At 61.9% G+C, this 23,871-nt stretch carries 24 protein-coding genes and 1 pseudogene; 19 read left to right on the top strand and 6 right to left on the bottom strand.

Translation table 11 applies throughout. The annotated features are described in order from the left end of the window. Positions 1-817 precede the first annotated feature (817 nt). Genes paaA through paaZ form a run of 8 tightly spaced genes read left to right on the top strand, consistent with a single transcriptional unit; the run spans position 818 to position 8,600 of the window. Positions 818-1,807, top strand: coding sequence for a 1,2-phenylacetyl-CoA epoxidase subunit PaaA (gene paaA / locus RGV33_RS13330; protein ID WP_177089538.1), 990 nt, complete (start codon positions 818-820; stop codon positions 1,805-1,807). A 27-nt stretch (positions 1,808-1,834) separates the two neighbouring features. Further along, on the top strand, positions 1,835-2,116 hold the full coding sequence (gene paaB / locus RGV33_RS13325) for a 1,2-phenylacetyl-CoA epoxidase subunit PaaB (protein WP_003208899.1): 282 nt from the start codon (positions 1,835-1,837) through the stop codon (positions 2,114-2,116). Positions 2,117-2,124: 8 nt separating this feature from the next. After that, complete coding sequence (paaC, locus tag RGV33_RS13320; protein WP_322144625.1) at positions 2,125-2,886, top strand: 1,2-phenylacetyl-CoA epoxidase subunit PaaC; 762 nt, start codon at positions 2,125-2,127, stop codon at positions 2,884-2,886. After that, positions 2,873-3,406, top strand: coding sequence for a 1,2-phenylacetyl-CoA epoxidase subunit PaaD (paaD, locus tag RGV33_RS13315; RefSeq protein WP_322144624.1), 534 nt, complete (start codon positions 2,873-2,875; stop codon positions 3,404-3,406). Before paaC ends, paaD begins: the two co-directional genes overlap by 14 nt. Positions 3,407-3,439: 33 nt before the next feature. After that, positions 3,440-4,516, top strand: coding sequence for a 1,2-phenylacetyl-CoA epoxidase subunit PaaE (gene paaE / locus RGV33_RS13310; RefSeq protein WP_322144623.1), 1,077 nt, complete (start codon positions 3,440-3,442; stop codon positions 4,514-4,516). A 48-nt stretch (positions 4,517-4,564) separates the two neighbouring features. Beyond that, positions 4,565-4,873 (top strand): DUF485 domain-containing protein, encoded by a 309-nt coding sequence (locus RGV33_RS13305; RefSeq protein ID WP_322144622.1) that lies wholly within the window; start codon positions 4,565-4,567, stop codon positions 4,871-4,873. Then, positions 4,870-6,516, top strand: a complete 1,647-nt coding sequence (locus RGV33_RS13300; protein ID WP_322144621.1) for a cation acetate symporter — start codon at positions 4,870-4,872, stop codon at positions 6,514-6,516. The genes RGV33_RS13305 and RGV33_RS13300 overlap by 4 nt, the downstream gene beginning before the upstream one ends. Before the next feature lie 29 nt (positions 6,517-6,545). Then, positions 6,546-8,600, top strand: a complete 2,055-nt coding sequence (gene paaZ / locus RGV33_RS13295) for a phenylacetic acid degradation bifunctional protein PaaZ (protein WP_322144620.1) — start codon at positions 6,546-6,548, stop codon at positions 8,598-8,600. A 101-nt stretch (positions 8,601-8,701) separates the two neighbouring features. On the opposite strand, the gene RGV33_RS13290 is transcribed toward paaZ, so the two are convergent. The 5 genes and pseudogenes from RGV33_RS13290 to RGV33_RS13270 form a co-directional block, all read right to left on the bottom strand. Continuing rightward, positions 8,702-9,199 (bottom strand): AAA family ATPase, encoded by a 498-nt coding sequence (locus RGV33_RS13290; protein WP_322144619.1) that lies wholly within the window; start codon positions 9,197-9,199, stop codon positions 8,702-8,704. A 14-nt stretch (positions 9,200-9,213) separates the two neighbouring features. Further along, positions 9,214-9,710: pseudogene (locus RGV33_RS13285) on the bottom strand (TauD/TfdA family dioxygenase); the annotation flags it as partial. Between the two features lie 82 nt (positions 9,711-9,792). After that, complete coding sequence (tauA, locus tag RGV33_RS13280) at positions 9,793-10,779, bottom strand: taurine ABC transporter substrate-binding protein (RefSeq protein WP_322144618.1); 987 nt, start codon at positions 10,777-10,779, stop codon at positions 9,793-9,795. 179 nt (positions 10,780-10,958) lie between these two features. After that, on the bottom strand, positions 10,959-11,828 hold the full coding sequence (locus RGV33_RS13275; protein WP_322144617.1) for an oxaloacetate decarboxylase: 870 nt from the start codon (positions 11,826-11,828) through the stop codon (positions 10,959-10,961). 249 nt (positions 11,829-12,077) lie between these two features. Beyond that, positions 12,078-12,959, bottom strand: coding sequence for a tripartite tricarboxylate transporter substrate binding protein (locus RGV33_RS13270; RefSeq protein ID WP_322144616.1), 882 nt, complete (start codon positions 12,957-12,959; stop codon positions 12,078-12,080). A gap of 164 nt (positions 12,960-13,123) precedes the next feature. Here RGV33_RS13270 and RGV33_RS13265 point away from each other — a divergent pair, with 164 nt between their 5' ends. The 6 genes from RGV33_RS13265 to RGV33_RS13240 all read left to right on the top strand — a co-directional run bounded on the left by RGV33_RS13265 (position 13,124) and on the right by RGV33_RS13240 (position 18,042). Beyond that, a complete protein-coding gene (locus tag RGV33_RS13265) occupies positions 13,124-13,714 on the top strand; it encodes an amino acid synthesis family protein (RefSeq protein ID WP_322144615.1) in 591 nt (196 codons plus the stop codon). Positions 13,715-13,755: 41 nt separating this feature from the next. Beyond that, complete coding sequence (locus tag RGV33_RS13260; RefSeq protein ID WP_322144614.1) at positions 13,756-14,589, top strand: alpha/beta fold hydrolase; 834 nt, start codon at positions 13,756-13,758, stop codon at positions 14,587-14,589. Then, positions 14,586-16,067: an aldehyde dehydrogenase gene (locus RGV33_RS13255; protein ID WP_322144613.1), complete on the top strand. Its 1,482-nt coding sequence runs from the start codon at positions 14,586-14,588 to the stop codon at positions 16,065-16,067. The genes RGV33_RS13260 and RGV33_RS13255 overlap by 4 nt, the downstream gene beginning before the upstream one ends. A gap of 12 nt (positions 16,068-16,079) precedes the next feature. Continuing rightward, the gene (locus tag RGV33_RS13250; protein WP_322144612.1) at positions 16,080-16,565 is read left to right on the top strand and encodes a flavin reductase family protein; all 486 of its coding nucleotides are present in this window, start codon (positions 16,080-16,082) and stop codon (positions 16,563-16,565) included. 158 nt (positions 16,566-16,723) lie between these two features. Next, the gene (locus tag RGV33_RS13245) at positions 16,724-17,476 is read left to right on the top strand and encodes a GntR family transcriptional regulator (RefSeq protein WP_322144611.1); all 753 of its coding nucleotides are present in this window, start codon (positions 16,724-16,726) and stop codon (positions 17,474-17,476) included. A gap of 2 nt (positions 17,477-17,478) precedes the next feature. After that, positions 17,479-18,042, top strand: a complete 564-nt coding sequence (locus tag RGV33_RS13240; RefSeq protein WP_322144610.1) for an NUDIX hydrolase — start codon at positions 17,479-17,481, stop codon at positions 18,040-18,042. A gap of 164 nt (positions 18,043-18,206) precedes the next feature. Here RGV33_RS13240 and RGV33_RS13235 read toward each other — a convergent pair whose 3' ends face one another. Beyond that, a complete protein-coding gene (locus RGV33_RS13235) occupies positions 18,207-18,500 on the bottom strand; it encodes a DUF1330 domain-containing protein (protein ID WP_322144609.1) in 294 nt (97 codons plus the stop codon). A gap of 69 nt (positions 18,501-18,569) precedes the next feature. Between RGV33_RS13235 and ribBA the strand changes: the two genes are divergently transcribed. The 5 genes from ribBA (at position 18,570) to RGV33_RS13210 (ending at position 23,831) form a co-directional block, all read left to right on the top strand. Beyond that, complete coding sequence (ribBA, locus tag RGV33_RS13230) at positions 18,570-19,679, top strand: bifunctional 3,4-dihydroxy-2-butanone-4-phosphate synthase/GTP cyclohydrolase II (protein WP_322144608.1); 1,110 nt, start codon at positions 18,570-18,572, stop codon at positions 19,677-19,679. A 226-nt stretch (positions 19,680-19,905) separates the two neighbouring features. Then, the gene (locus RGV33_RS13225) at positions 19,906-20,931 is read left to right on the top strand and encodes an ABC transporter substrate-binding protein (RefSeq protein ID WP_322144607.1); all 1,026 of its coding nucleotides are present in this window, start codon (positions 19,906-19,908) and stop codon (positions 20,929-20,931) included. Continuing rightward, positions 20,928-21,845: an ABC transporter permease gene (locus RGV33_RS13220; RefSeq protein ID WP_322148669.1), complete on the top strand. Its 918-nt coding sequence runs from the start codon at positions 20,928-20,930 to the stop codon at positions 21,843-21,845. Before RGV33_RS13225 ends, RGV33_RS13220 begins: the two co-directional genes overlap by 4 nt. Before the next feature lie 6 nt (positions 21,846-21,851). Next, positions 21,852-22,661, top strand: coding sequence for an ABC transporter permease (locus tag RGV33_RS13215; protein ID WP_322144606.1), 810 nt, complete (start codon positions 21,852-21,854; stop codon positions 22,659-22,661). 15 nt (positions 22,662-22,676) lie between these two features. Beyond that, complete coding sequence (locus tag RGV33_RS13210) at positions 22,677-23,831, top strand: ABC transporter ATP-binding protein (protein WP_322144605.1); 1,155 nt, start codon at positions 22,677-22,679, stop codon at positions 23,829-23,831. Positions 23,832-23,871: the final 40 nt, after the last annotated feature.

The raw sequence follows: 23,871 nt of genomic DNA, 5'->3' as shown, positions 1-23,871 counted from the left end.
AAAAGTAACCAAAACGCTCTGCCCCGCCTGTCGGCGCCTCGCTGTGGCTCGGCGTTCCCTCACTCCGGAATTGCTCCGCGGGCCGCCGCGACGGCCCGTCCCTGGCCCGTCGCGGCTAAACCGGCGTCCTGCCGGTTTACCCGCTCCTCAATCCCTGCGTTCGGCCTCGGGCTGAATGGGGCAGTCAGATCAAGATCAACAACAGATCAAGAACACAGCGGCCTACAGGCCGGCTTGAGTGTTAAAAGCCAAATCAACAGCTAAAGCAGGCACGGTTCAAATGTGGGAGCTGGCTTGCCTGCGATGGCATCACTTCGGCGCATCTGAAAAACCGAGTTGCCTGCATCGCCGGCAAGCCAGCTCCTACAGATTTTGATCTGGCTTTTAACACTCAGGTCGGCTTTCAGGCCGCCGTGCTCTTGCTGTTGACCTTGATCTGCGGGCCCCGTCAACCACGATGGCCGCAAGCAGGCACGGTGGAGCGGGTAAATCGGCAAGGATGCCGATTTAGCCGCGCCGGGCCATGGATGGCCCGTCGCGACGGCCCGCGGAGACGGGTCTGATTGCGGGCATGCCGAGCCTAAGCGAGGCACCGAGTGGTGGGGCAAAGACCTTTTGGTTACTTTTGGGGCGTTTGCCAAAAGTGACCCGCTGTAAGAGCGGAACCATAAGAAGCCGTTACCGCAGCAACGGATATACACTCAACCCAAAGCGATACAAGAGACAATACCGACACGTAATTTTGTGTTTGATATTAATTTTCGTATCGCTTATAAAGTCCCCATGCCTACGACAAACCCAAAGGCGGGAGACCCCCATGTACGCACAGCTTGTAGAAACCGGAGTAAAGCGCATCAAGGACCTCTCCGAGATGTCCGACCAGGAACGCGCCTTCCAGGAAAAAATCGACGCCGAAATCAAAATCGAAGCCAAGAACTGGATGCCTGACGCCTACCGTCAAACCCTGATCCGCCAAATCTCCCAACACGCCCACTCCGAAATCGTCGGCATGCTGCCCGAAGGCAACTGGGTCACCCGCGCCCCCAGCCTCAAACGCAAACTGCAACTGATGGCCAAAATCCAGGACGAAGCCGGCCACGGCCTGTACCTCTACAGCGCCATGGAAACCCTGGGCGCCGACCGCGACGAAGAAATCGCCAAACTCCACAGCGGCAAAGCCAAATACTCCAGCATCTTCAACTACCCAACCCTGAACTGGGCCGACATGGGCGCCGTGGGCTGGCTGGTCGACGGCGCCGCCATCGTCAACCAAGTGGTACTGCAACGTACCTCCTACGGCCCCTACTCCCGGGCCATGGTGCGCATCTGCAAGGAAGAAAGCTTTCACCAGCGCCAAGGCTACGAACTGCTGCTGACCATGATGCGCCAGGGTACCCAGGCGCAAAAAGACATGGTCCAGGACGCAATCAACCGCCTGTGGTGGCCGTCGCTGATGATGTTCGGCCCCAGCGACGAACACTCCCCCAACAGCGCCCAGTCCATGGCCTGGAAGATCAAGCGCCAAAGCAACGACGAACTGCGCCAGCGCTTTATCGACCAGACCATCCCGCAGCTGGAACTGCTGGGCTGCACCTGCCCCGACCCGGACCTGAAGTGGAACGCCGAACGCGGCCATTACGATTTCGGCGAGATCCAGTGGAGCGAGTTCTACGAAGTGCTCAAGGGCAACGGCCCGTGCAACCAGGAACGCGTCGCCACCCGCCGCAAAGCCATTGAAGACGGTGCCTGGGTGCGCGAAGCCGCCGTCGCCCACGCCCGTAAAAAACAGAACAAGAACGCCGCCTGATCGGCCACCTGATGTGGAGTCACCGTTATGTCTGAATGGACCCTGTTTGAAGTCTTCGTGCGCAGCAAGCACGGCCTGAATCACAAGCATGTGGGCAGCGTGCATGCCGCCGACACCACCATGGCCATCGAGAACGCCCGGGAGCTGTACACCCGGCGCAGCGAAGGCGTGAGTTTGTGGGTGGTGCCTTCGGCACTGATCACGGCTTCGTCGCCGGACGAGAAAGACCCGCTGTTCGACCCGGCCGATGACAAGGTCTACCGCCACGCCAGCTTTTACGAGCTGCCGGCTGAAGTCGGGCACATGTGAGGTCGACCATGAACACTCAAACCGATCTGATCGAATACCTGCTGCGCCTCGGCGACAGTGCCCTGATCCAGGGCCAGCGCCTGTGCCAATGGTGCGGCCATGCGCCGGCCTTGGAAGAAGAACTGGCGCTGATGAACGTCGGCCTCGACCTGGTAGGCCAGGCGCGCAACTGGCTGGAATACGCCGCCGAGCTGCTGGATGACGGGCGTGACGCCGATCACCTGGCCTTCCGCCGGGATGAACGGGCCTATCGCAATCTGCTGCTGGTAGAACAACCCAACGGCGACTACGCGGTGACTATCCTCAAGCAATTCCTGTATGACGCCTGGCACTTGCCGGTGCTGAGTGGCCTGGCCCAGTCCAGTGACGAACGCATCGCCGGCATCGCTGCCAAGGCAGTCAAGGAAGTTACCTATCACCTGCGCCGCTCCAGCGAGTGGGTGGAGCGCCTGGGGGACGGCACTGAGCAAAGCCATCAGCGCATGCTCGCGGCGATCCCCGAGCTGTGGCGTTTTACCGTGGAACTGACCAGTGCCGACGACAGTGAACAGCGCCTGCATGCAGCCGGTATCACACCGGACGCCGCGCAAGTCGCCGCTGCATGGCAAACCAACGTCAGCGAGATTTTCAGCAGCGCCACCCTGCCTGTGCCGCCCGCTGCGAACTATTTCTACCTGGACGCCCGACGCGGCCTGCACAGCGAGCACTTGGGGATTCTGTTAGCAGAAATGCAATTCCTACCACGAGCGTACCCCGATGCAACCTGGTGAGCTGATCGCCAGCGACCAGGGCGCACGCCCGGCGCAACCCACCGACTTGGCCGCCGCGTGGGCCACCCTGGCGCAGGTCATGGACCCGGAAGTGCCGGTGGTGAGCGTGGTCGATCTGGGCATTGTGCGTGATCTGGACTGGCAGGCCGGCCATCTGCATGTGGTGGTCACGCCTACCTACTCTGGCTGCCCGGCCACCGAAGTGATCGAGGGCGATATTCGCGACGCCCTGGAGCTGGCGGGTTTTCGCGCGCCGCAACTGGAACGCAAGCTGACTCCGGCCTGGACCACCGACTGGATCACCCACGACGGCCGCGAACGCTTGCGGGCCTACGGCATCGCGCCGCCCCAAGGCAGTAGCAGCAAGCGCAGCCTGCTCGGCGAAAGCCCGGTGATCGCCTGCCCGCAATGTGCCAGCACTCACACCGAAGTACTCAGCGAATTCGGCTCCACCGCCTGCAAGGCGCTGCACCGCTGCCGCGATTGCCTGGAACCGTTCGACTATTTCAAGTGCATCTGAGGGGCCAGTGGCCCGCTTGGTTGGAGAACAACAATGAGCAAATTTCACAGCCTGACCATCAAGGATGTGCGCAACGAGACCCGTGACGCGGTGTCCATCGCCTTCGAGATTCCGCAGCACCTGCAAGACAGCTTTCACTTCACCCAGGGCCAGCACCTGGTGATGCGCACCCAACTGGATGGTGAAGAAGTGCGCCGCTCGTATTCGATCTGCACCGGGGTCAATGACGGTGAACTGCGCATCGCCATCAAGCGCGTGGCCGGCGGGCGGTTTTCGGCGTTTGCCAATGAGCAGCTCAAGGCCGGCCACAGCCTGGAAGTGATGTCGCCCGCCGGGCACTTTCATGTGGAGCTTGATCCTGCTCGCCACGGCCATTACCTGGCGGTAGCAGCCGGCAGCGGCATCACGCCGATCCTGTCGATCATCAAGACCACCCTGCAAACCGAGCCCCACAGCCGCGTGACCCTGTTGTATGGCAACCGCTCCAGCTCCGGTGCGCTGTTTCGCGAACAGCTCGAAGACCTGAAGAATCGCTACCTGCAGCGCCTGAACCTGATCTTCGTGTTCAGCCGTGAACAGCAGGACGTCGACCTCTACAACGGCCGCATCAACGCCGACAAATGCGAACAACTGTTCTCCCGCTGGCTCGACGTAAAAACCCTCGATGCGGCCTTTATCTGCGGCCCGCAGGAGATGACCGAAACCGTGCGCGACAGCCTCAAGGCCAAGGGCATGGCGCCCGAGCGCATCCATTTCGAACTGTTCGCCGCCGCCGGCAGCCAGCATAAACGCGAGGCCCGCGAAGCGGCGCGCCAAGTGGATGCGGCGGTCAGCCAGATCACCGTGATCAGCGATGGCCGCGCCCTGGCCTTCGACCTGCCACGCAACAGCCAGAGCATCCTCGATGCCGGCAACGCCCAGGGCGCCGAACTGCCGTATTCGTGCAAGGCCGGCGTGTGCTCCACCTGCAAATGCAAGGTGATCGAGGGCGAAGTGGAAATGGACAGCAACCACGCCCTGGAAGACTACGAAGTGGCCGCCGGCTATGTGCTGTCGTGCCAGGCGTTCCCGGTCAGCGACAAGGTGGTATTGGATTTCGATCAGCTGTAACGCGTGCCGCAACGCCACAACCACAACAATAAAAAGGAGCACACCACCATGACCCCCGACGCTATCGAACGCATCCGTCGACATCCCGATTTCATCCAGTTGGTACGCCGCAAACAGAACCTGTACTGGCCGCTGTCGCTGATCATGCTGGTGATCTATTTCGGGTTTGTGCTGCTGGTGGCGTTCTCCCCGGCCACCCTCGGGCAGTCGTTAAGCGGCGGCGTGACCACGGTGGGCATGCTGGTGGGTGTAATGATTGTGCTGTTGGCGTTCGCGCTCACCGGCTTTTATGTGTACCGCGCCAACCACGTGATCGACCCGCTGAACGACAAGCTGAAGCTGGAGTGCGCGCCATGAGCCGGCTTATGGCGTGGTTTCTATTGCCCCTGGCGTTGGCTACGGACCTTGCGGTGGCCGCCGACGGCGCGTCCCGGCCGCTGAACTGGAACGCGATCGGCATGTTCCTGGTGTTCGTGCTGTTTACCCTCGGTGTGACGCGCTGGGCCGCCCTGCGCACCCGTTCCGCCAGTGATTTTTACACCGCCGGCGGCGGCATGACCGGCTTCCAGAATGGACTGGCGATCGCCGGCGACATGATTTCCGCAGCGTCCTTCCTCGGCATCTCGGCGATGATGTTCCTCAACGGTTATGACGGCCTGTTGTACGCCCTCGGCGTATTGGCCGGCTGGCCGATCATCCTGTTCCTGATCGCCGAACGCCTGCGCAACCTGGGCAAGTACACGTTTGCCGACGTGGTGTCCTATCGTCTGGAACAAACCCCGGTGCGCCTGACCTCGGCCTTCGGCACCCTGACCGTGGCCTTGATGTACCTGGTGGCGCAGATGGTCGGCGCGGGCAAGCTGATCGAGCTGCTGTTCGGCATCGACTACCTGTATGCGGTGATGCTGGTGGGCGTGTTGATGGTGTTCTACGTGACCTTCGGCGGCATGCTCGCCACCACGTGGGTGCAGATCATCAAGGCGGTGATGCTGCTGTTCGGCACCACCTTCATGGCGTTCATGGTGCTCAAGCATTTTGGCTTCAGCACCGAGGCGATGTTCGCCGGGGCCACCGCCGTGCATGCCAAGGGCAACGCGATCATGGCGCCGGGCGGTTTGTTGTCCAACCCGATTGATGCGATTTCCCTGGGGCTGGGCATGATGTTCGGCACCGCCGGGCTGCCGCATATCCTGATGCGTTTCTTCACCGTCAGCGACGCCAAGGAAGCGCGCAAGAGCGTGTTCTACGCTACCGGTTTCATTGGTTACTTCTACCTGCTGCTGATCATTGTCGGCTTTGGCGCCATTGTCATGGTGGGCACCGACCCAAGCTTTCGTGATGCCAACGGCGCGATCATCGGCGGCGGCAACATGATCGCCGTGCACCTGGCCCAGGCCGTGGGCGGCAACCTGTTCCTCGGGTTCATTTCGGCGGTAGCGTTCGCGACCATCCTGGCCGTGGTGGCCGGGCTGGCGTTGTCTGGCGCGTCGGCAGTGTCCCATGACCTGTATGCGTGTGTGATCCGCAAGGGCCAGGCCAGCGAGCAGCAGGAGATCAGCGTGTCGCGCATCGCCACGCTGTGCATCGGCGTATTGGCGATCATCCTCGGCCTGCTGTTTGAGTCGCAGAACATTGCCTTCCTGTCCGGCCTGGTTTTGGCGATCGCCGCCTCGGTGAATTTTCCGGTGCTGTTCCTCTCGATGTACTGGAAGGGCCTGACCACCCGTGGCGCGGTGACCGGCAGCCTGGCGGGCCTGGTGTCGGCCATCGTGTTGCTGGTACTGAGCCCGGCGGTGTGGGTCAACGTGCTGCATTACGACAAGGCACTGTTCCCCTACTCCAACCCGGCCCTGTTCTCTATGAGCCTGGCTTTTTTCAGCGCCTGGGTCTTTTCCGTCACCGACCGCTCGCCCCGCGCTGCGATTGAACGCGGGCGTTACCTGGCCCAGTTCATTCGCTCCATGACCGGCATTGGTGCCGCAGGCGCCAGCAAACACTAACTCTCATTTTCCAACCCGGAGGAATCGTGATGCCTCACGCCCCTACCCTGCAAAGTTTTATCGCTGGCCGCTGGATCGGCCAACACGGCGCCCAAGTGCTGCGCAGCGCCATCGACGGCCATGAGCTGGCGCGCACTCATGAAGAGCGCCCGGACTTCGCCGAAGCCATCGAACACGGGCGTCGCCAGGGCGTCAGCGGGCTGATGGCGCTGGACTTCCAGCAACGGGCCCAGCGCCTCAAGGCTATCGCGCTGTACCTCAGCGAGCGCAAAGAGCAGCTCTACGCCCTCTCCCACCACAGCGGCGCGACCCGCGCCGACAGCTGGATCGATATCGAGGGCGGCAACAGTACGCTGTTCACTTACGCCAGCCTCGGCTCGCGGGAGTTGCCGTCGGGCAATATCGTCCACGAAGGCCCGGCAATGCCGCTGGGTAAACTGGGCAGCTTCGCCGGCACGCATATCCTGGTGCCCCGTGGCGGCGTGGTGGTGCACATCAACGCGTTCAACTTCCCGATCTGGGGCATGCTCGAAAAATTCGCCCCAAGCTTCCTGGCCGGCATGCCCTGCATCGTCAAGCCCGCCAGCGCCACCAGCTACCTGACCGAGGCGGTGGTGCGCCTGATGGACGAATCCGGCCTGCTGCCACCGGGCAGCCTGCAACTGGTGATCGGCAGCACCGGCGACCTGCTCGACCGTCTGCAAGGCCAGGACGTGGTGACCTTCACCGGTTCCGCCGACACCGCCGCCAAGCTGCGGGTCAACCCGAACCTGATCCGCAATTCGGTGCCCTTCAACGCCGAGGCCGACTCACTGAACTGCGCGATCCTCGCCCCGGACGTGAGCCCGGATGACGAAGAGTTCGAACTGTTCATCAAGGAAGTCGCCCGGGAAATGACCACCAAGGCCGGGCAGAAATGCACCGCCATTCGCCGCGCTATCGTGCCGGCCAAGCATATCGATGCGGTTGCCACCCGCCTGCGCGAGCGCCTGGAAAAAGTCGTGGTTGGCGACCCGTCGGTGGAAGGCGTGCGCATGGGTGCACTGGCCTCTCACGACCAGCACAAAGACGTGGCCGAACGCCTGGAAAGCCTGTTGCAGAGCAGCGATATGCTGTTCGGCGCCCGTGACGGGTTTGAACCGCGCGGTGAAAACGTCAGCCAGGGCGCGTTCTTCGCGCCGACCCTGTTGCAAGCGCGTGACCCGCATGCTGAAGGCGGCGCGCATGACATCGAAGCCTTCGGGCCGGTCAGCACCTTGATGGCCTACGAAGACCTGGACGAAGCCCTGGCCCTGGCCGCACGCGGAAAAGGCAGCCTGGTTGCGAGTCTGATCACCAAAGACCCGCAGATTGCGGCCAAAGCCATTCCGGTGGCCGCCGCGTGGCACGGCCGCCTGCTGGTGCTCGACCGCGAGTCTGCCGCCGAGTCCACCGGGCACGGCTCGCCCCTGCCACAACTCAAACACGGCGGCCCGGGCCGTGCTGGTGGTGGCGAAGAACTGGGCGGCTTGCGTGCGGTGAAACACTACCTGCAACGTGCAGCGGTCCAAGGTTCGCCCACCATGCTGGCGGCCGTCACCGGCGAATACGTGCGCGGTGCCAAGGTCATCGAGACCGAAGTGCATCCGTTCCGCCGGTTCTTCCAGGATTTGCAGATTGGCGAATCACTGCTGACCCACCGCCGCACCGTGACCGAGGCCGACCTGGTGAACTTCGGCTGCCTGTCGGGCGACCACTTCTACATGCACTTCGACGACATCGCCGCCAAGGAGTCGCAATTCGGCAAACGCATCGCCCATGGTTACTTTGTGCTGTCGGCGGCGGCCGGGCTGTTCGTATCCCCGGCACCGGGCCCTGTGTTGGCGAACTACGGGCTCGATACCCTGCGGTTTATCAACCCGGTAGGCATTGGTGACACCATCCAGGCGCGGCTGACCTGCAAGCGCAAGATCGACCAGGGCAAGAAGAGCCCGCAGGGCATTCCGCAAGGCGTGGTGGCGTGGGATGTGGAGGTAACCAACCAGTTGGGTGAGTTGGTGGCCAGTTATGACATCTTGACGCTGGTGGTGAAGCGCGAGGACTGACCGCTCACTGAACCGGCTTGAAAAAGCCGGTTGGTACGTGAAGGAACGTTGAGGCAAGCCGGCTACTGGAACGAAACTCACCAAGACCTGATGCAGGCTGTTTACAGGGATGTGGGTAGACTCGAGTGTTGTTCAATGATTTGTACCCGTACAAATCCTTCGTCTTCACTCGGTGGTTCAAGCAGGCTGAACACGCTTTTCAGCGCGTCCTCCGGCACTCTCTTGTCAGCATTGCGTTGGGCGTTTCGCGCCAACGCCAACGCCAGCGGTGCACTCACCAGGATCCCGCTCACCGGGATTGCATATTCCCTGGCGATGGACAGCAGCTCCTCCCGATGACGCCGCGCCGGCAAGGCCGCATCAAAGACGATCGCGCCGCGCCCCAGCCGATCAAGGTTTTCCGAGACCCAGCGAGACTTGCCGGCCCCTTGCACGCCCATGACCACGTACAGATGTGCGCCCTGCCCCGCGCGTGACAGCTCGTGTCTCAAGCGCGCATAGGCAAGCTGCCATGCCTGTCGGTTGCGCTCAGGCGTGAACTCCCTGCCAAACTCAGTTTCCAGGTAGTCGTCCGGGTTGATCACCAGGGGCAGGTCCATCGACTGATCCTCCGTCAAAAAGGCACGTCACCCAAGATCGTCGCACGATGCATCACCCGCCTTTCTGGCCGGTAATCATCAATCGCGTAATGCTGGGTAATCCGGTTATCCCAGAACGCTACATCATTTGCCTGCCATCGCCAACGCACGGTGAATTCCGGACGGCTCACATGGCTGAACAACAAGCGCAGCAACGCGTCACTTTCCGCGGCCTCAAGCTCATTGATTCGCGTGGTAAAACCTTCATTCACAAACAGCCCTTGCGGCCCGTGGCGGGATGTGTCCTGACCACCGGGTGTGGCAGCGGCGGATGATCGTTCCTGGCTTTTTCGTAGCGCTCCAGTGCTTCAGGTGTACTGCCAAAGCGCTCGGTGGGAAATGATTTGGTCAACTCATGGGTAGCGGTCAGGCCGTCGAGCAGGTGCCGGATGGGGGCCGATAACGCGTCGAACGCAGCTACGCCATTGGCCCACAATGTATCGCCGCCGAACGCCGGCACTTGTGCTGTTGATCAGTCAGAGGCAGGGACATGTCCAGCCCCTCAACCTCGGCGCCGATGGTAGGGCCAAGTGGATGAAGCGTCAGGCCCATGACTACTCCCCGATGAACTTGTCGCTGACAAAGGCTGAATAGTCAGGCAAGACTTTTTCGATCTTCCCCTGCTCTTTCAGAAACTCGGCGGTCTTGCCGATTTCCTTGGCGGTGCCGCCAGCGAGGTATTCGGCGCTTTTTTGTTCGGCGGCTGTCGGGAACGAAGAGCCTTCGAGCAACTCGGGAATGTCTGCAGCGTTGGCGCCTGTGAGTCGGGCGATGCTCTTCACCGGAGCAGAATCTGCGGTCCAGTCCTTTTTATGCGCCGCGTAATCGGCAATCGCTGCCAGGCTGACCCTGGCAAAGTCGGCCACGACCTTCGGGTTCTTTTCGGCGAAATCCTTACGCGCGACCCACACTTCAAAGGTCGGGGCGCTCCAGTTGGACACCTCGGCAGCGTCCGTGAGGATCTTGCCGGTCTTGCGGATTTCACCCAAGGCAGGTGACCAGGTAAACGCCCCGTCGATGTCGCCACGGGCCCAGGCGGCGGTGATTTGTGCAGGGGTCAGGTTGACGATGTTGACCTTGCGCGGGTCCAGGTTCCAGTGCTTCAGCGCGCCCAGCAGGCTGTAGTGGGAGGTGGATACAAAGGGGACGGCGATGGTCTTGCCGATCAGGTCTTCAGGGGTCTTGATCCCGCTGCCGTCGCGCACCACCAGCGCTTCGGAGCTGCGGATCTGTGCGCTGACGATAAACGCCACCAGCGGCATGTTTCGCGAAGCCGCCGCAGCCAGCGGGCTTGAACCGAGGTTGCCGATCTGCACATCGCCGGAAGCCATGGCGGCCAGCACGGCCGGGCCCGCATCGAATTTACGCCAATCGATTTTCTGGCCAATGCCCTGTTCATATTCGCCATCGGCAATCGCGCGTTTGATCGGGTCGATGCCGTTGATATAGCCGATGGTCAGGTCAGCGGATTGAGCACTTAGGGAAAGGACAGCGAGGCCTACGGCCGAGAGGAGATTGCGGGCCAGTTTAAGCGTCTTCATTTTTTATAGATTCCTGAGCGGATAAGACTTGAGCGGCGCGGGTCCCGGCGCTTCAAGGGTCAACTCAGTTAGATGATATTGATCTATAAAGAATAAAATAAATAATTTTATGGAATTAGCTTAGACAGGATACAGGCGCTTGGGCGCGATGAGTCAAGCACCGCGCATGCGCCCTTTGCTTACTCTTGAACGTCCATGAACTCTTTGGCCCAATTCACGTAGGTGTCGGGGAACGTATAGGTATGGGTCAACTCGCTGGCCGTCAGGTTTGACGTGCTGCGCGTGAGGTTGCGCTGATCGCGAAGGCTGTCGTAGGTCGCCTTGATCGAGGCAAAGTAGGCGCCGTGGCCGGCCACCACAATCCGCACCCCCAGCTTGGCCAGGCGTGCATTGTCATTGAGGTTCGGGTTGGCATAGGTCACCAGCATCAGCGGAACCGTCAAGCCTTCAGCGATTTGTTCAAGGTGGTCGAAGTCACGAATACCCACCATGCAGATGCCGTCTGCGCCGGCTTCCTGATACGCCTTGGTGCGGTGGATAACGTCTTCCACCGGAAGCACGGCAGCGTTGGTCCGCGCGATGATCGAAAGCTGCGGGTCGACTCGGGCCTCCAGGGCTGCCTTGACCTTGCCCACGCCCTCTTCGGTGCTGATCAGGTCGGTGGATTTGCGCCCGAACTGCGCGGGCAGCAAGGTATCTTCAATGGTCAGCGCCGAAACGCCTGCGCGCTCCAGTTCCTGGACGGTGCGCATCACGTTCAGCGCATTGCCGTAGCCGTGGTCGGCGTCGGCGATCACCGGAAGCTGCGCCACCCGGCCGATGCGAGTGGCCTGCTCGACGAATTCACTCAAGGTGATCAGCGCGAAGTCCGGTGCAGCCAGTACCTGCAGCGAAGCCACCGAGCCACCCAGGATACCGACTTCGAAGCCCAGGTCCGAAGCGATCCGGGCCGACATCGGGTCGAACACCGAGGCGGTGTGAAAGCAGTTTGGGGAGGCGAGCAACTCGCGAAACGAGCGCCGTAGATCATGGTGGGAAATTTTCGACATGTTCACTCCTCACTGTCGCCGTATACGCGGGAACGACCAGTGCCAATTCAAAAGTATGGCTAGCGTATCACGCCCCAAAAAGATGGTTGATGACGATTGAGAAACTTATACATCACGTTCAGGCCTTGCAGTCGACCAACGATGTGTACCCAGCCGCCCTGAAAATAGCCACTTACACGATGCTCGCCCGGCTGCTCGATGAAGTAGAACAACTGGCAGCCGTTGAGGCTTGGGGCGTGCGCAGAAACGCTAGCCGCGCAACCACGCCCAGCGCGTCAATTCATCGTCCAGGTGACGGGCAAACTGCTGCGCGGTGCCGCTCACTTCATCAATCCCGTTTTCCCTGAGCAGCGCCTGGGTCTCGGGCGCCTTCAACGCCTCGGCTATCGCTTGGTTGAGCCACGCTATGGCTTGGGTTGAAGTGCCGGCCGGGGCAACAAAGCCCAGCCAGTTATTCAGCGCATAACCGCTCAACCCTGCTTCCTCCAGCGTTGGCACCTGGGGCAATGCGGTACATCGCACTGGCGTGGTAACCGCCAGTGCACGCAGTTGCCCCGCGCGCACCGGCGCCAGCATGGTGGCCACGTTGTTGAAGCTCAAGTCCAAACTACCCTCCCCCAGCGCTACATACAGATCACGCGTATCCGGATAAGCCCGGTGCAGCAGTTTTACCCCGGTCAGTTTTTCGAACAGCAACCCGGCCAGATACGGCGCGCTGCCGGTACCCGAACTGCCGTAAGTCAACGTCTGCCGCGCGGCCAATTCAATCAGCGCCTGCACGTTGTTTACACCCAGGGACAAACGCGTGCCGAGTACCAGCGGTGAACGGGTAGCCAGGCACACCGGCGCGAAGTCCCGTAGAGGGTCATAGCCCAGGTCGGAGCGCAGGTTGGGGTTGATGGCATGGGTGCCGAAGGTCGCAACCAGGAGCGTATTGCCGTCTGCGGGGCTGGCGATCAATGCGCGGGCAGCGATGGCGCCGAGTTCACCGGGCATCAGCTCTATCCGGATTTCACGGCCCAGCGCTGCGGTAAATGCGGGCGCCATGCTGCGCAGCAAGTCGTCGGAGGCGCTGCGCGGAGAAAAGCCGATGAGGATGCGCAGTGGCAACGGGGCGGATTCAGACTGCATGGGGGCCTCGAAGAAGGTGACTGAAGCGGGATTTGACCCCGTGGGCGGGCCGATTACCAGCCATTTGTCAGCTGACCCGCAGAGCAATGAACATCACTCTATTGCGCTTCTCGTATTATGGTATACCATCATACGCAAATCACCCGCCTCAGATGGAGCCGTTCATGAGTTTCGAAATCCGCAAAATCGTCAGCTATGTAGAAGAAACCCTTATCGAAGGCGGCAAGGCCTCGGATACGCCGGTGAAGATGGTCGGCCTCGCCGTCGTGCTGAAAAACCCATGGCTGGGCCGTGGTTTCGTAGAAGACCTGAAACCGGAAATCCGTGCCAACTGCTCCGATCTCGGCGCACTGATGGTGGAGCGCCTGGTGGGGATTATCGGCGGCGCCGACAAGATCCAGGCCTACGGCAAGGCCGCCGTAGTCGGTGCTGACGGTGAGATCGAGCACGCCTCGGCGATCATCCATACCCTGCGCTTCGGCAACCACTATCGCGAAGCAGTCAAGGCCAAGAGCTACCTGAGCTTCACCAACAAGCGCGGCGGCCCGGGCACGTCGATTCAGGTGCCGATGATGCACAAGGACGACGAAGGCCTGCGCTCGCACTACATCACCCTTGAAATGAAGATTGAAGACGCGCCCCGCGCCGACGAAATCGTCGTGGTCCTGGGCTGCGCCGACGGTGGCCGCCTACACCCGCGCATCGGCAATCGCTACATCGACCTGGAAGAGCTGGCGGCTGAAAAAGCCCAGTAAGCAAGACCGGCACTCAAATAAAAGGCATGCAGGAGCGCTCCATGATTCGGCTCACCGCTGAACGTACCCCGGCTGGCACCAGTTACCTGGCGACCGGCCAAGGCCAGCCTGTGGTTTTGATCCACGGCGTGGGCCTGAATAAAGAAATGTGGGGCGGCCAGGTGGTCGGCCTCGCCACCCGGTACCGCGTCATTGCCTATGACATGCTCGGGCATGGCGCCAGCCCCCGCCCGCAGAGCGGTACGCCGCTGCTGGGCTATGCCGACCAACTGCTGGAACTGCTCGACCACCTGCAATTGCCCCTGGCGACGGTGATCGGGTTTTCCATGGGCGGCCTGGTGGCTCGTGCCTTTGCCCTGCATTACCCGCAGCGCCTGCAAAGCCTGGTGGTGCTTAACAGTGTGTTCAATCGCAGCCCCGAGCAGCGCGCCGGGGTGATCGCACGTACCGCCCAGGCTGCTGAACACGGGCCCGACGCGAACGCCGAAGCCGCCCTGTCGCGCTGGTTCAGCCGTGAATACCAGGCCGCCAACCCGGCGCAGATTGCTGCGTTGCGCCAGACCCTGGCGGGCAACGACCCTCAGGGTTACCTGACCACCTATGAACTGTTCGCGACCCAGGACATGTACCGCGCCGACGACCTGGGCAGCATCCAGGCGCCGACGCTGGTCGCCACCGGGGAGCTGGACCCCGGCTCGACACCGCAAATGGCCCGGCAACTGGCAGAGCGTATTCCCGGCGCGACCGTGGCCGTTTTGCCGGAGCAACGGCATATGATGCCAGTCGAATCGCCGCGCCTGGTCAACCAGCTCTTGCTGGGCTTCCTCGAAACGGCACACTCCCAACAACACCCGATAAAGGGGATCGTGGCATGACACTTGAACGCTTCCAGATGTGCATCGGCGGCGAATGGGTTGACGCCCTGTCCGGCAAGACCTTCGACAGCCTGAACCCGGCGCTGGCCGAACCCTGGGCGCAGTTGCCCGATGCTGACGAAGCCGACGTGGAGCGCGCCGTGAACGCCGCGCAAAGCGCCTTCGAAAGCCCGGCCTGGCGCGGCCTCACCGCCACCGCACGGGGCAAGCTGTTGCGCCGTCTCGGCGACCTGATCGCCGAGAACAAGGAGCAACTGGCGCAGCTAGAAAGCCGTGACAACGGCAAGCTGATCCGTGAAACCCGCGGCCAGGTCAGTTACCTGCCGGAATTTTTCCACTACACCGCAGGCCTTGCCGACAAGCTCGAAGGCGGCACCCTGCCGCTGGACAAGCCCGACCTGTTTGCCTACACCGTGCATGAAGCCATGGGCGTGGTCGCCGCGATTATTCCGTGGAACAGCCCGCTGTACCTGACCGCGATCAAACTCGCGCCGGCCCTGGCGGCGGGCAATACCATCGTGATCAAACCATCGGAGCACGCCTCGGCGACCATTCTTGAACTGGCGCGCCTGGCGCTGCAAGCCGGCATTCCGCCGGGTGTGGTCAACGTGGTCACCGGATACGGTCCCAGCACCGGCGCGGCCCTGACCCGCCACCCGCTGGTGCGCAAGATCGCCTTCACCGGCGGCGCCGCTACGGCACGGCATGTGGTGCGCAGCAGCGCCGAAAACTTCGCCAAGCTGTCCCTTGAACTGGGCGGCAAATCCCCGAATATCATCTTTGCCGACGCCGACCTCGACAGCGCCATCAACGGCGCCATTGCCGGCATTTATGCCGCCTCCGGGCAGAGCTGCGTCTCTGGCTCGCGCTTGCTGGTGCAGGATGAAATCTATGACGAATTCGTCGAGCGCCTGGTGGAGCGTGCCCAACGCATTCGCATCGGCAACCCACAGGACGACGCCAGCGAAATGGGCCCCATGGCCACCGCGCAGCAACTGGCCGTGGTCGAAGGCCTGGTGGCCGATGCCATCGCCGAAGGCGCGCGCCTGCGCACCGGCGGCAAGCGCCCGCAGAACCTCGGCGACGGCTGGTTCTATGAGCCGACGCTGTTCGAATGCGACAGCAATTCGATGAAGATCATGCAAGAAGAAGTGTTTGGCCCGGTGGCGTCGGTCATCCGCTTCAAGGACGAAGCCCAGGCCCTGGCCATCGCCAACGACTCGCAGTTCGGCCTGGCCGCCGGCATCTGGACCCGCGACCTGGGCCGCGCCCACCGGCTGGCGCGGGACGTGCGCTCGGGCATCATCTGGGTCAACACCTACCGCGCCGTATCGGCCATGGCGCCCATCGGCGGCTTCAAGAACAGTGGCTATGGACGCGAAAGCGGCATCGATTCGGTGCTGGCCTACACCGAGTTGAAGACGGTGTGGATCAACCTTTCCCAGGCCCCGATGCCTGACCCTTTCGTGATGCGCTAAGAGACCCCAACCATGATCGAACCCGGCATTTACAAAGACGTCATGAGCTCGTTTCCTTCCGGCGTCACGGTGGTGACCACCCTGGACCCGGAGGGCGGCATCGTCGGTATCACCGCCAGTGCGTTCAGCGCGCTGTCGATTGACCCGGCGCTGGTGCTGTTCTGCCCCAACTATGCGTCAGACACCTACCCTATCCTGCGCGACAGCAAGCGCTTTGCGATTCACCTGCTGTCTGCCGACCAGACGGCTGAAGCCTATGCGTTTGCCAGCAAAGGCAAGGAAAAGGCCAAGGGCATCGAGTGGCACCTGAGCGACTTGGGCAACCCACTGCTGGCCAACGCCACGGCGATTATCGAGTGCGAGCTGTGGCGCGAATACGACGGCGGCGACCACGCGATCATCGTAGGCGCAGTAAAGAACCTGATCCTCCCCGAGCAACCGGTGACGCCGATGATCTACCACAAGGGCAAGCTGGGCCCGCTACCAACACTGGCGTGAGCAGACGCCGGGGGCGGTGAGGGTTTGTCGCTTAAAGAACGCAGCGTGATAAACTTGCCGAAGATTTTGGCCCTCAATCGGCCCCGGCTGGCCCCTCAAGCCTTTGCCAAAGCCGGTGCCGAGGCCTCCAGTTAACCGCCCCATTCAGAGCAGACCCCATGAAACGCCTGCCACTCGACGACAGCTTCAAGGTCAATCACAACCCGGTTACCCTGCGCGAAATCGTGCTGGAGAAACTGCGCAGCGCCATCATGAACTTCCAGCTGTTGCCGGGTGACCGCCTGGTGGAGCGCGACCTGTGCGACCGCCTCGGCGTCAGCCGCACCTCGGTGCGCGAAGCCTTGCGTCACCTGGAGTCGGAAGGCCTGGTGGAATTCGCCGATGCCAAGGGCCCGCAGGTGGCGATCATTACCCTGGCCGATGCCGTCGATATTTACGAACTGCGCTGCGTGCTTGAAGGCTTGATCGTGCAGTTGTTCACCCTGCGTGCCAAGGCCAAGGACATCAAGGCCCTGGAAAAAGCCCTGGAGGAAAACCGCAAGGCCCTCAAGGACGGTGAACTGCAACAAGTCATCGACTCGGTGCAGGGTTTCTACGACGTCCTGCTGGTAGGGTCTGGCAACCATGTCGCCGCCACCCAGCTGCGTCAGTTGCAGGCGCGCATCAGCTACCTGCGCGCCACGTCGGTGTCCCAGGAAAACCGTCGCGGTACCAGCAACCAGGAAATGGAACGCATGGTGCAGGCGATCAAGAGCGGCGACCCGCTGGCGGCCCACCAGGCCTGCGTCGACCATGTGCGCGCCGCCGCCGCCGTTGCCCTGGATTACCTCAAGCGCAAGCAGGAAGAGACCGGCAAGATTCCCGAGATCATCCTGCCTATCGCGCTTAAAGAACCGCGCATAGGTCACTGACCGTGTTCAGCCCAGGCTTTTGCCCGAAATGCGGTGGCAGTGATTTAGGTCACCAACTGCCGCCGGGCGATACGCATGAGCGCCTGATGTGCCGCGGCTGCGGCTACATCCACTACGTTAATCCGAAGATCATCGCTGGCTGCATCATCGAGCAGGACGGCAAGTACCTGCTGTGCCAACGGGCGATCCCGCCACGCCCTGGCACCTGGACGCTGCCGGCCGGCTTTATGGAAGGTGGCGAAACCACGGAGCAGGCGGCACTGCGGGAAGTCTGGGAAGAAAGCGGCGTGCGTGCAGAGATCGTGTCGCCCTACTCGATCTTCAGCGTGCCGAAGATCAGCGAGGTGTACATCATCTTTCGCGCCGTCGCATTGGAGATTACCGGCCAGTTCGGCCCGGAAACCCTGGACTACAAATTCTTCGCGCCCGAGGATATTCCCTGGGACAGCATCTACTACCCGGCGATTCGGCAGATCCTCGAACGTTATATCGAGGAACGCCAGGCCGGTGTCTACGGCATCTACATCGGCAACGACGACAGCGGCAGGATTCACTTTATCCGCTGATGTTCAGACCGGACTCGGTTCAAAATGGGGGGCTGGCTGTGGTGGGGGGGCTTGTAGCCCTTCGGGTTCACTACAGATTAATGGGGCTGCTTCGCAGCCCAGCGCGGGGCAAGCCCGCTCACTACAGCAAGCCCCACATTTGAATCGCTTTACACCTGATAAACCTAGGGTGCCAAGCCTTCCACAATAATGATCTGCGCCTGAGCCACGCCTTCTCGGTGCGCCCTCGCCTGCTGGTACTCCTCAGACTCATAGCACGCCACCGCCTGGTCGTAGCTGTCGAACTCGATCACCACATTGCGCTGCGTCGCAGGCCCGCCTTCCATCGCGGCGCTGCGCCCGCCCCTGGCCAGAAAACGCCCGCCAAACTTCGCAAACGCCGCCGGTGCGCGCTGGGTGTACTGCGTGTATTGCTCTGCATCCGCCACATTCACATGGGCAATCCAGTACGCCTTCATCGTGACATCCTCTTGATTAGATTTTATGGTATACCATAATACATACAACCAATAATTCGAGCACCCTACATGTCGTTCAACAGCATTGCAGAAATCATCGAAGACTACCGCCAGGGCAAGATGGTGCTCCTGGTGGACGACGAAGATCGGGAAAACGAAGGCGACCTGTTGCTGCCTGCCGACTGCTGCACCGCCGAGGCTATCAGCTTCATGGCCCGTGAAGCCCGTGGCCTGATTTGCCTGACACTCACCGATGAACATTGCCAGCGCCTCGGCCTGGAACAGATGGTGCCGAGCAATGGCAGCGTGTTCAGTACCGCATTTACCGTGTCCATCGAAGCGGCCGTCGGCGTCACCACCGGTATTTCTGCTGCTGACCGCGCGTGCACCGTGGCGGCGGCCGTCGACATTAATGCCGGCCCTGCAGACATTGTGCAACCGGGCCATATCTTCCCGCTGCGCGCCAAGGACGGCGGTGTACTGACCCGCGCCGGCCACACCGAAGCCGGCTGCGACCTGGCGCGCCTGGCCGGGCATACGCCGGCCTCGGTGATCGTCGAAGTGATGAACGATGACGGCACCATGGCCCGCCGTCCCGACCTGGAAGTATTCGCCCGCAGGCACGGGATCAAGATCGGCACCATCGCCGATCTGATTCACTACCGCTTGAGCACCGAACGCACCGTGGTGCGCATTGGCGAACGCGACCTGCCGACGGTGCATGGCACGTTTCGCCTGATCACCTTCGAAGACCGCATCGAAGGCGGCGTGCACATGGCGATGGTCATGGGCCAGTTGCGCCGCGACGAACCCGCCCTGGTGCGGGTGCATGTGATCGACCCGCTGCGCGACCTGGTCGGCGCTGAATACAGCGGCCCGTCCAACTGGACGTTGTGGGCCGCCTTGCAGCGGGTGGCCGCCGAAGGCTGCGGCGTGGTGGTGGTGCTGGCCAATCATGAGTCATCCCAGGCACTGCTGGAGCGTGTGCCGCAACTGACCCAGGCGCCCCGGCAATTCAACCGCTCGCAATCACGCATCTATTCCGAAGTCGGTACCGGGGCGCAGATCTTGCAGGACCTCGGCGTCGGCAAACTGCGCCACCTCGGCCCGCCCCTGAAATACGCCGGTTTGACCGGCTACGACCTTGAGGTGGTCGAGAGCATTCCTTTCACCGAATGACGGATAACCGGTAAGGCAAAATGCTTGCACAAAGTTTGGAATACCATAATATGACATTCCATAGACCGAACGTTCCTGCCAAGTGCGCCCGCCAGGGAAAGCACGAATAACAGCCCTTGGCACGGTCGCCCTTTGGGGCCCGATTAGAGGCCCCGCTGGACCTACTGCTCCCGATAGGCGGGCATTACCAAGCCCGCTCAATAACAAAACAAATGAGGGCGTGAAAATGGTGTTGAACAAACGTGCAACCGCGGTGCTGTTCGCGGGTTTATTGGCCACGGCCTCCCACGTGGCCCTGGCAGCCGAAAGCGTCAATTTCGTGAGCTGGGGCGGTAGCACCCAGGATGCGCAGAAGCAGGCCTGGGCCGACCCGTTCAGCAAGGCCAGCGGCATCACCGTGGTCCAGGATGGCCCCACCGACTACGGCAAACTCAAGGCCATGGTCGAAAGCGGTAACGTGCAGTGGGACGTGGTGGATGTGGAGGCCGACTTCGCCTTGCGTGCCGCCGCCGAAGGCTTGCTCGAACCCCTCGATTTCTCGGTGATCCAGCGCGACAAGATCGACCCGCGCTTCGTGTCTGACCACGGCGTGGGTTCGTTCTTCTTCTCCTTCGTGCTGGGCTATAACGAGAGCAAGCTCGGCGCCGGCAAACCCCAGGACTGGACCGCCCTGTTCGACACCAAGACCTTCCCAGGCAAACGCGCCCTCTACAAATGGCCGAGCCCGGGCGTGCTTGAGTTGGCCCTGCTGGCCGACGGTGTACCCGCCGACAAGCTGTACCCGCTGGACCTGGACCGCGCTTTCAAGAAACTCGACACCATCAAGAAAGACATCGTCTGGTGGGGTGGCGGTGCACAGTCGCAACAGCTGCTGGCCTCCGGCGAAGTCAGCATGGGCCAGTTCTGGAACGGACGCATTCACGCGCTGCAGGAAGACGGCGCACCAGTGGGCGTAAGCTGGAAGCAGAACCTGGTGATGGCCGACATTCTGGTTGTACCCAAGGGCTCGAAAAACAAGGCGGCGGCCATGAAGTTCCTGGCCAGCGCCAGCAGCGCCAAGGGCCAGGCAGACTTCTCCAACCTGACCGCCTATGCACCGGTGAACATCGACAGCGTGCAGCGCCTGGATTCAGTCCTGGCGCCCAACCTGCCGACGGCGTATGCCAAGGACCAGATCACCCTCGATTTCGCCTACTGGGCCAAGAACGGCCCGGCCATTGCGACACGGTGGAATGAATGGCTAGTCAAATGAAAATGACGGCAACCACGCCCACCGGGAGCGCCGTTGGCGCTGCCGGCAAGGCTGGCGGTAAAGCCGTTTCGCCGTCCCTGGCGCAGCGCTGGCGCGGTTCAAGCAACCTGATCCCGGCCTTGCTGTTCCTTGGTCTGTTCTTTCTGGCGCCGCTGATCGGCCTGCTGCTGCGCGGCGTGCTGGAGCCGGTGCCGGGGCTTGGCAATTACCAACAGCTGTTCGCCAACTCGGCCTACGCCCGGGTGTTGCTCAACACCTTTTCGGTGGCGGGCCTGGTGACCCTGTTCAGCTTGTTGCTGGGCTTTCCGCTGGCGTGGGCCATTACCCTGGTGCCACGCGGCTGGGGACGCTGGATCCTGAGCATCGTGCTGTTGTCGATGTGGACCAGCCTCCTCGCCCGCACGTACTCCTGGCTGGTGCTGTTGCAGGCCTCCGGCGTGATCAACAAGGCGCTGATGGCGATGGGCATCATCGATCAACCCCTGGAGATGGTGCACAACCTGACCGGCGTGGTAATCGGCATGAGCTACATCATGATCCCGTTTATCGTGCTGCCGTTGCAGGCGACCATGCAGGCCATCGACCCGATGATCCTGCAGGCCGGCTCAATTTGCGGCGCCAGCCCCTGGACCAACTTCTTCCGGGTGTTCCTGCCGCTATGCCGGCCGGGGCTGTTTTCCGGCGGCTTGATGGTGTTTGTGATGTCCCTCGGTTACTACGTCACCCCGGCGCTGCTCGGTGGTGCGCAGAACATGATGCTGCCTGAGTTCATCATTCAGCAGGTGCAGTCGTTCCTCAATTGGGGCCTGGCCAGTGCCGGGGCCGCGTTGCTGATCTTCATCACGCTGGTGCTGTTCTACTTCTACCTGAAGCTTCAGCCGGAATCCCCGGTTGGCGCCAGCAACGCGAGGTAAGCCGTCATGCTCCTGACTCCCAATGCCATGAGCCGCAGGATGCGCCTGGGCCTGTATACCACCACCGGTGTGATTGGGCTGTTCCTGCTGCTGCCGATCGTATTCATCGTGCTGCTCTCGTTTGGTTCGTCCCAATGGCTGGTCTTCCCGCCGCCCGGCTGGACGCTGAAATGGTACGGCCAGTTCTTCTCCAACCCCGACTGGATGAACGCCGCCGTGGCCAGCCTCAAGGTCGCTGTGCTGACCACGGTGTTTGCCGTGGCGCTGGGCCTGCCCACCGCATTTGCCCTGGTGCGCGGGCGGTTCCCCGGCCGCGAGTTGCTCTACGGGCTGTTCACCCTGCCGATGATTGTGCCGCTGGTGATCATTGCGGTAGCGGTGTACGCGCTGTTCCTCAAACTCGGCTACACCGGCACGATGTTCGCCTTTGTGGTCAGCCATGTGATCGTCGCGCTGCCGTTCACCATCATCTCGATCATCAACTCGTTGAAGCTGTTCGATCAATCAATTGAAGACGCTGCGGTGATCTGCGGCGCGTCGCGCTTGCAGGCGGTGTTCAAGGTGACCTTCCCGGCGATTCGCCCAGGGATGGTGGCCGGCGCGCTGTTCGCCTTTCTGGTCTCGTGGGACGAAGTGGTGCTCAGCGTGATGATGGCCAGCCCGACCCTGCAAACCCTTCCCGTAAAAATGTGGACCACCCTGCGCCAGGACCTGACGCCTGTGATCGCCGTCGCTTCGACGTTGCTGATCGGCATCTCGGTGCTGGTCATGGTGATTGCCGCCGCCGTTCGCCGGCGCACCGAAACCCGGCCCTGAGCCCAGGAGAAGAACATGAGTGCAGTAATCAAAGAGTCCGCGCAAGGCAACGAGCAACCCCTGGTAAGCCTGCGCAACCTGAACAAGTACTACGGCGAATTTGCCGCCGTGGACAACATCTCGCTGGACATCAAGGACGGCGAATTCCTCACCTTCCTCGGCTCCAGCGGCTCGGGCAAAAGCACCACGCTGTCGATGCTCGCCGGTTTTGAAACGCCGAGCAGCGGCGAGATCCTGGTGGGCAACCAATCGCTGGTCAATGTACCGCCGCACAAGCGCGACATCGGCATGGTGTTCCAGCGCTACTCGCTGTTCCCGCACTTGTCGGTGCGCGACAACATCGCCTTCCCCCTGGCGATTCGCAAACTGGCGAGCGCCGAGCGCGAGAAGCGCGTGGACGCCATGCTCAAGCTGGTGCAGCTGGAAGAGTTTGCCCATCGCCGCCCTTCGCAACTCTCCGGCGGCCAACAGCAGCGTGTCGCCATCGCCCGGGCGCTGGTGTATGAACCACGCATCCTGCTGATGGACGAACCCCTCGGCGCCCTGGACAAGAAACTGCGTGAAGACTTGCAGGACGAACTGCGCCAGTTGCACCGGCGCCTGGGCATCACCATTGTCTACGTGACCCACGACCAGGAAGAAGCCATGCGCCTGTCCCAGCGCATCGCGATTTTCAGCCACGGCAAGATCGTCGGCCTCGGCAGCGGCTTCGACCTGTACCAGAACCCACCGAATGCGTTTGTCGCCTCGTTTTTGGGCAACTCCAACTTCCTCAAGCTCAAGGTCCAGGGCAACGCGGTCGGCATGTTCGAAAGCCAACCCGTGTCGATCCGCCTGACCGCCGGGCTGCGTACCGATCAGGACGTGCTACTGATGGTGCGCCCGGAAAAAGCCCTGGCGTTGAGCGTCGAACAGGCCGCCGGGCAGCCGCTGTCGGCGGGCTGGAATGAAGTATCAGCGATCGTGGGCGAAGTGCTGTTCCTCGGGGAAAGCCAGACCTGCGCGGTGAAAACCCTGGGCGGCACCTCGATGACGGTCAAGGCCTTGTCTGCTGCGGGCATGCCGCTCAAGGCCGGCGACCCGGTGCGGGTGCGCTGGGCCACAGCGGATGCGTGTGTGTATACGCAGTGGGCGCAAAGTGATTTGAACAAGGCTGCCGGGGCACACTGAGTCAGCCTTTGTGGGAACGGGCTGGTTGTGGTGAGGGGGC

The sequence above is a fragment of the Pseudomonas sp. Bout1 genome (genome assembly GCF_034314165.1).
GTDB lineage: Bacteria > Pseudomonadota > Gammaproteobacteria > Pseudomonadales > Pseudomonadaceae > Aquipseudomonas.
Note: the sequence above shows the minus strand (reverse complement) of the source record. Positions and strands in the feature narration are given on the sequence as shown.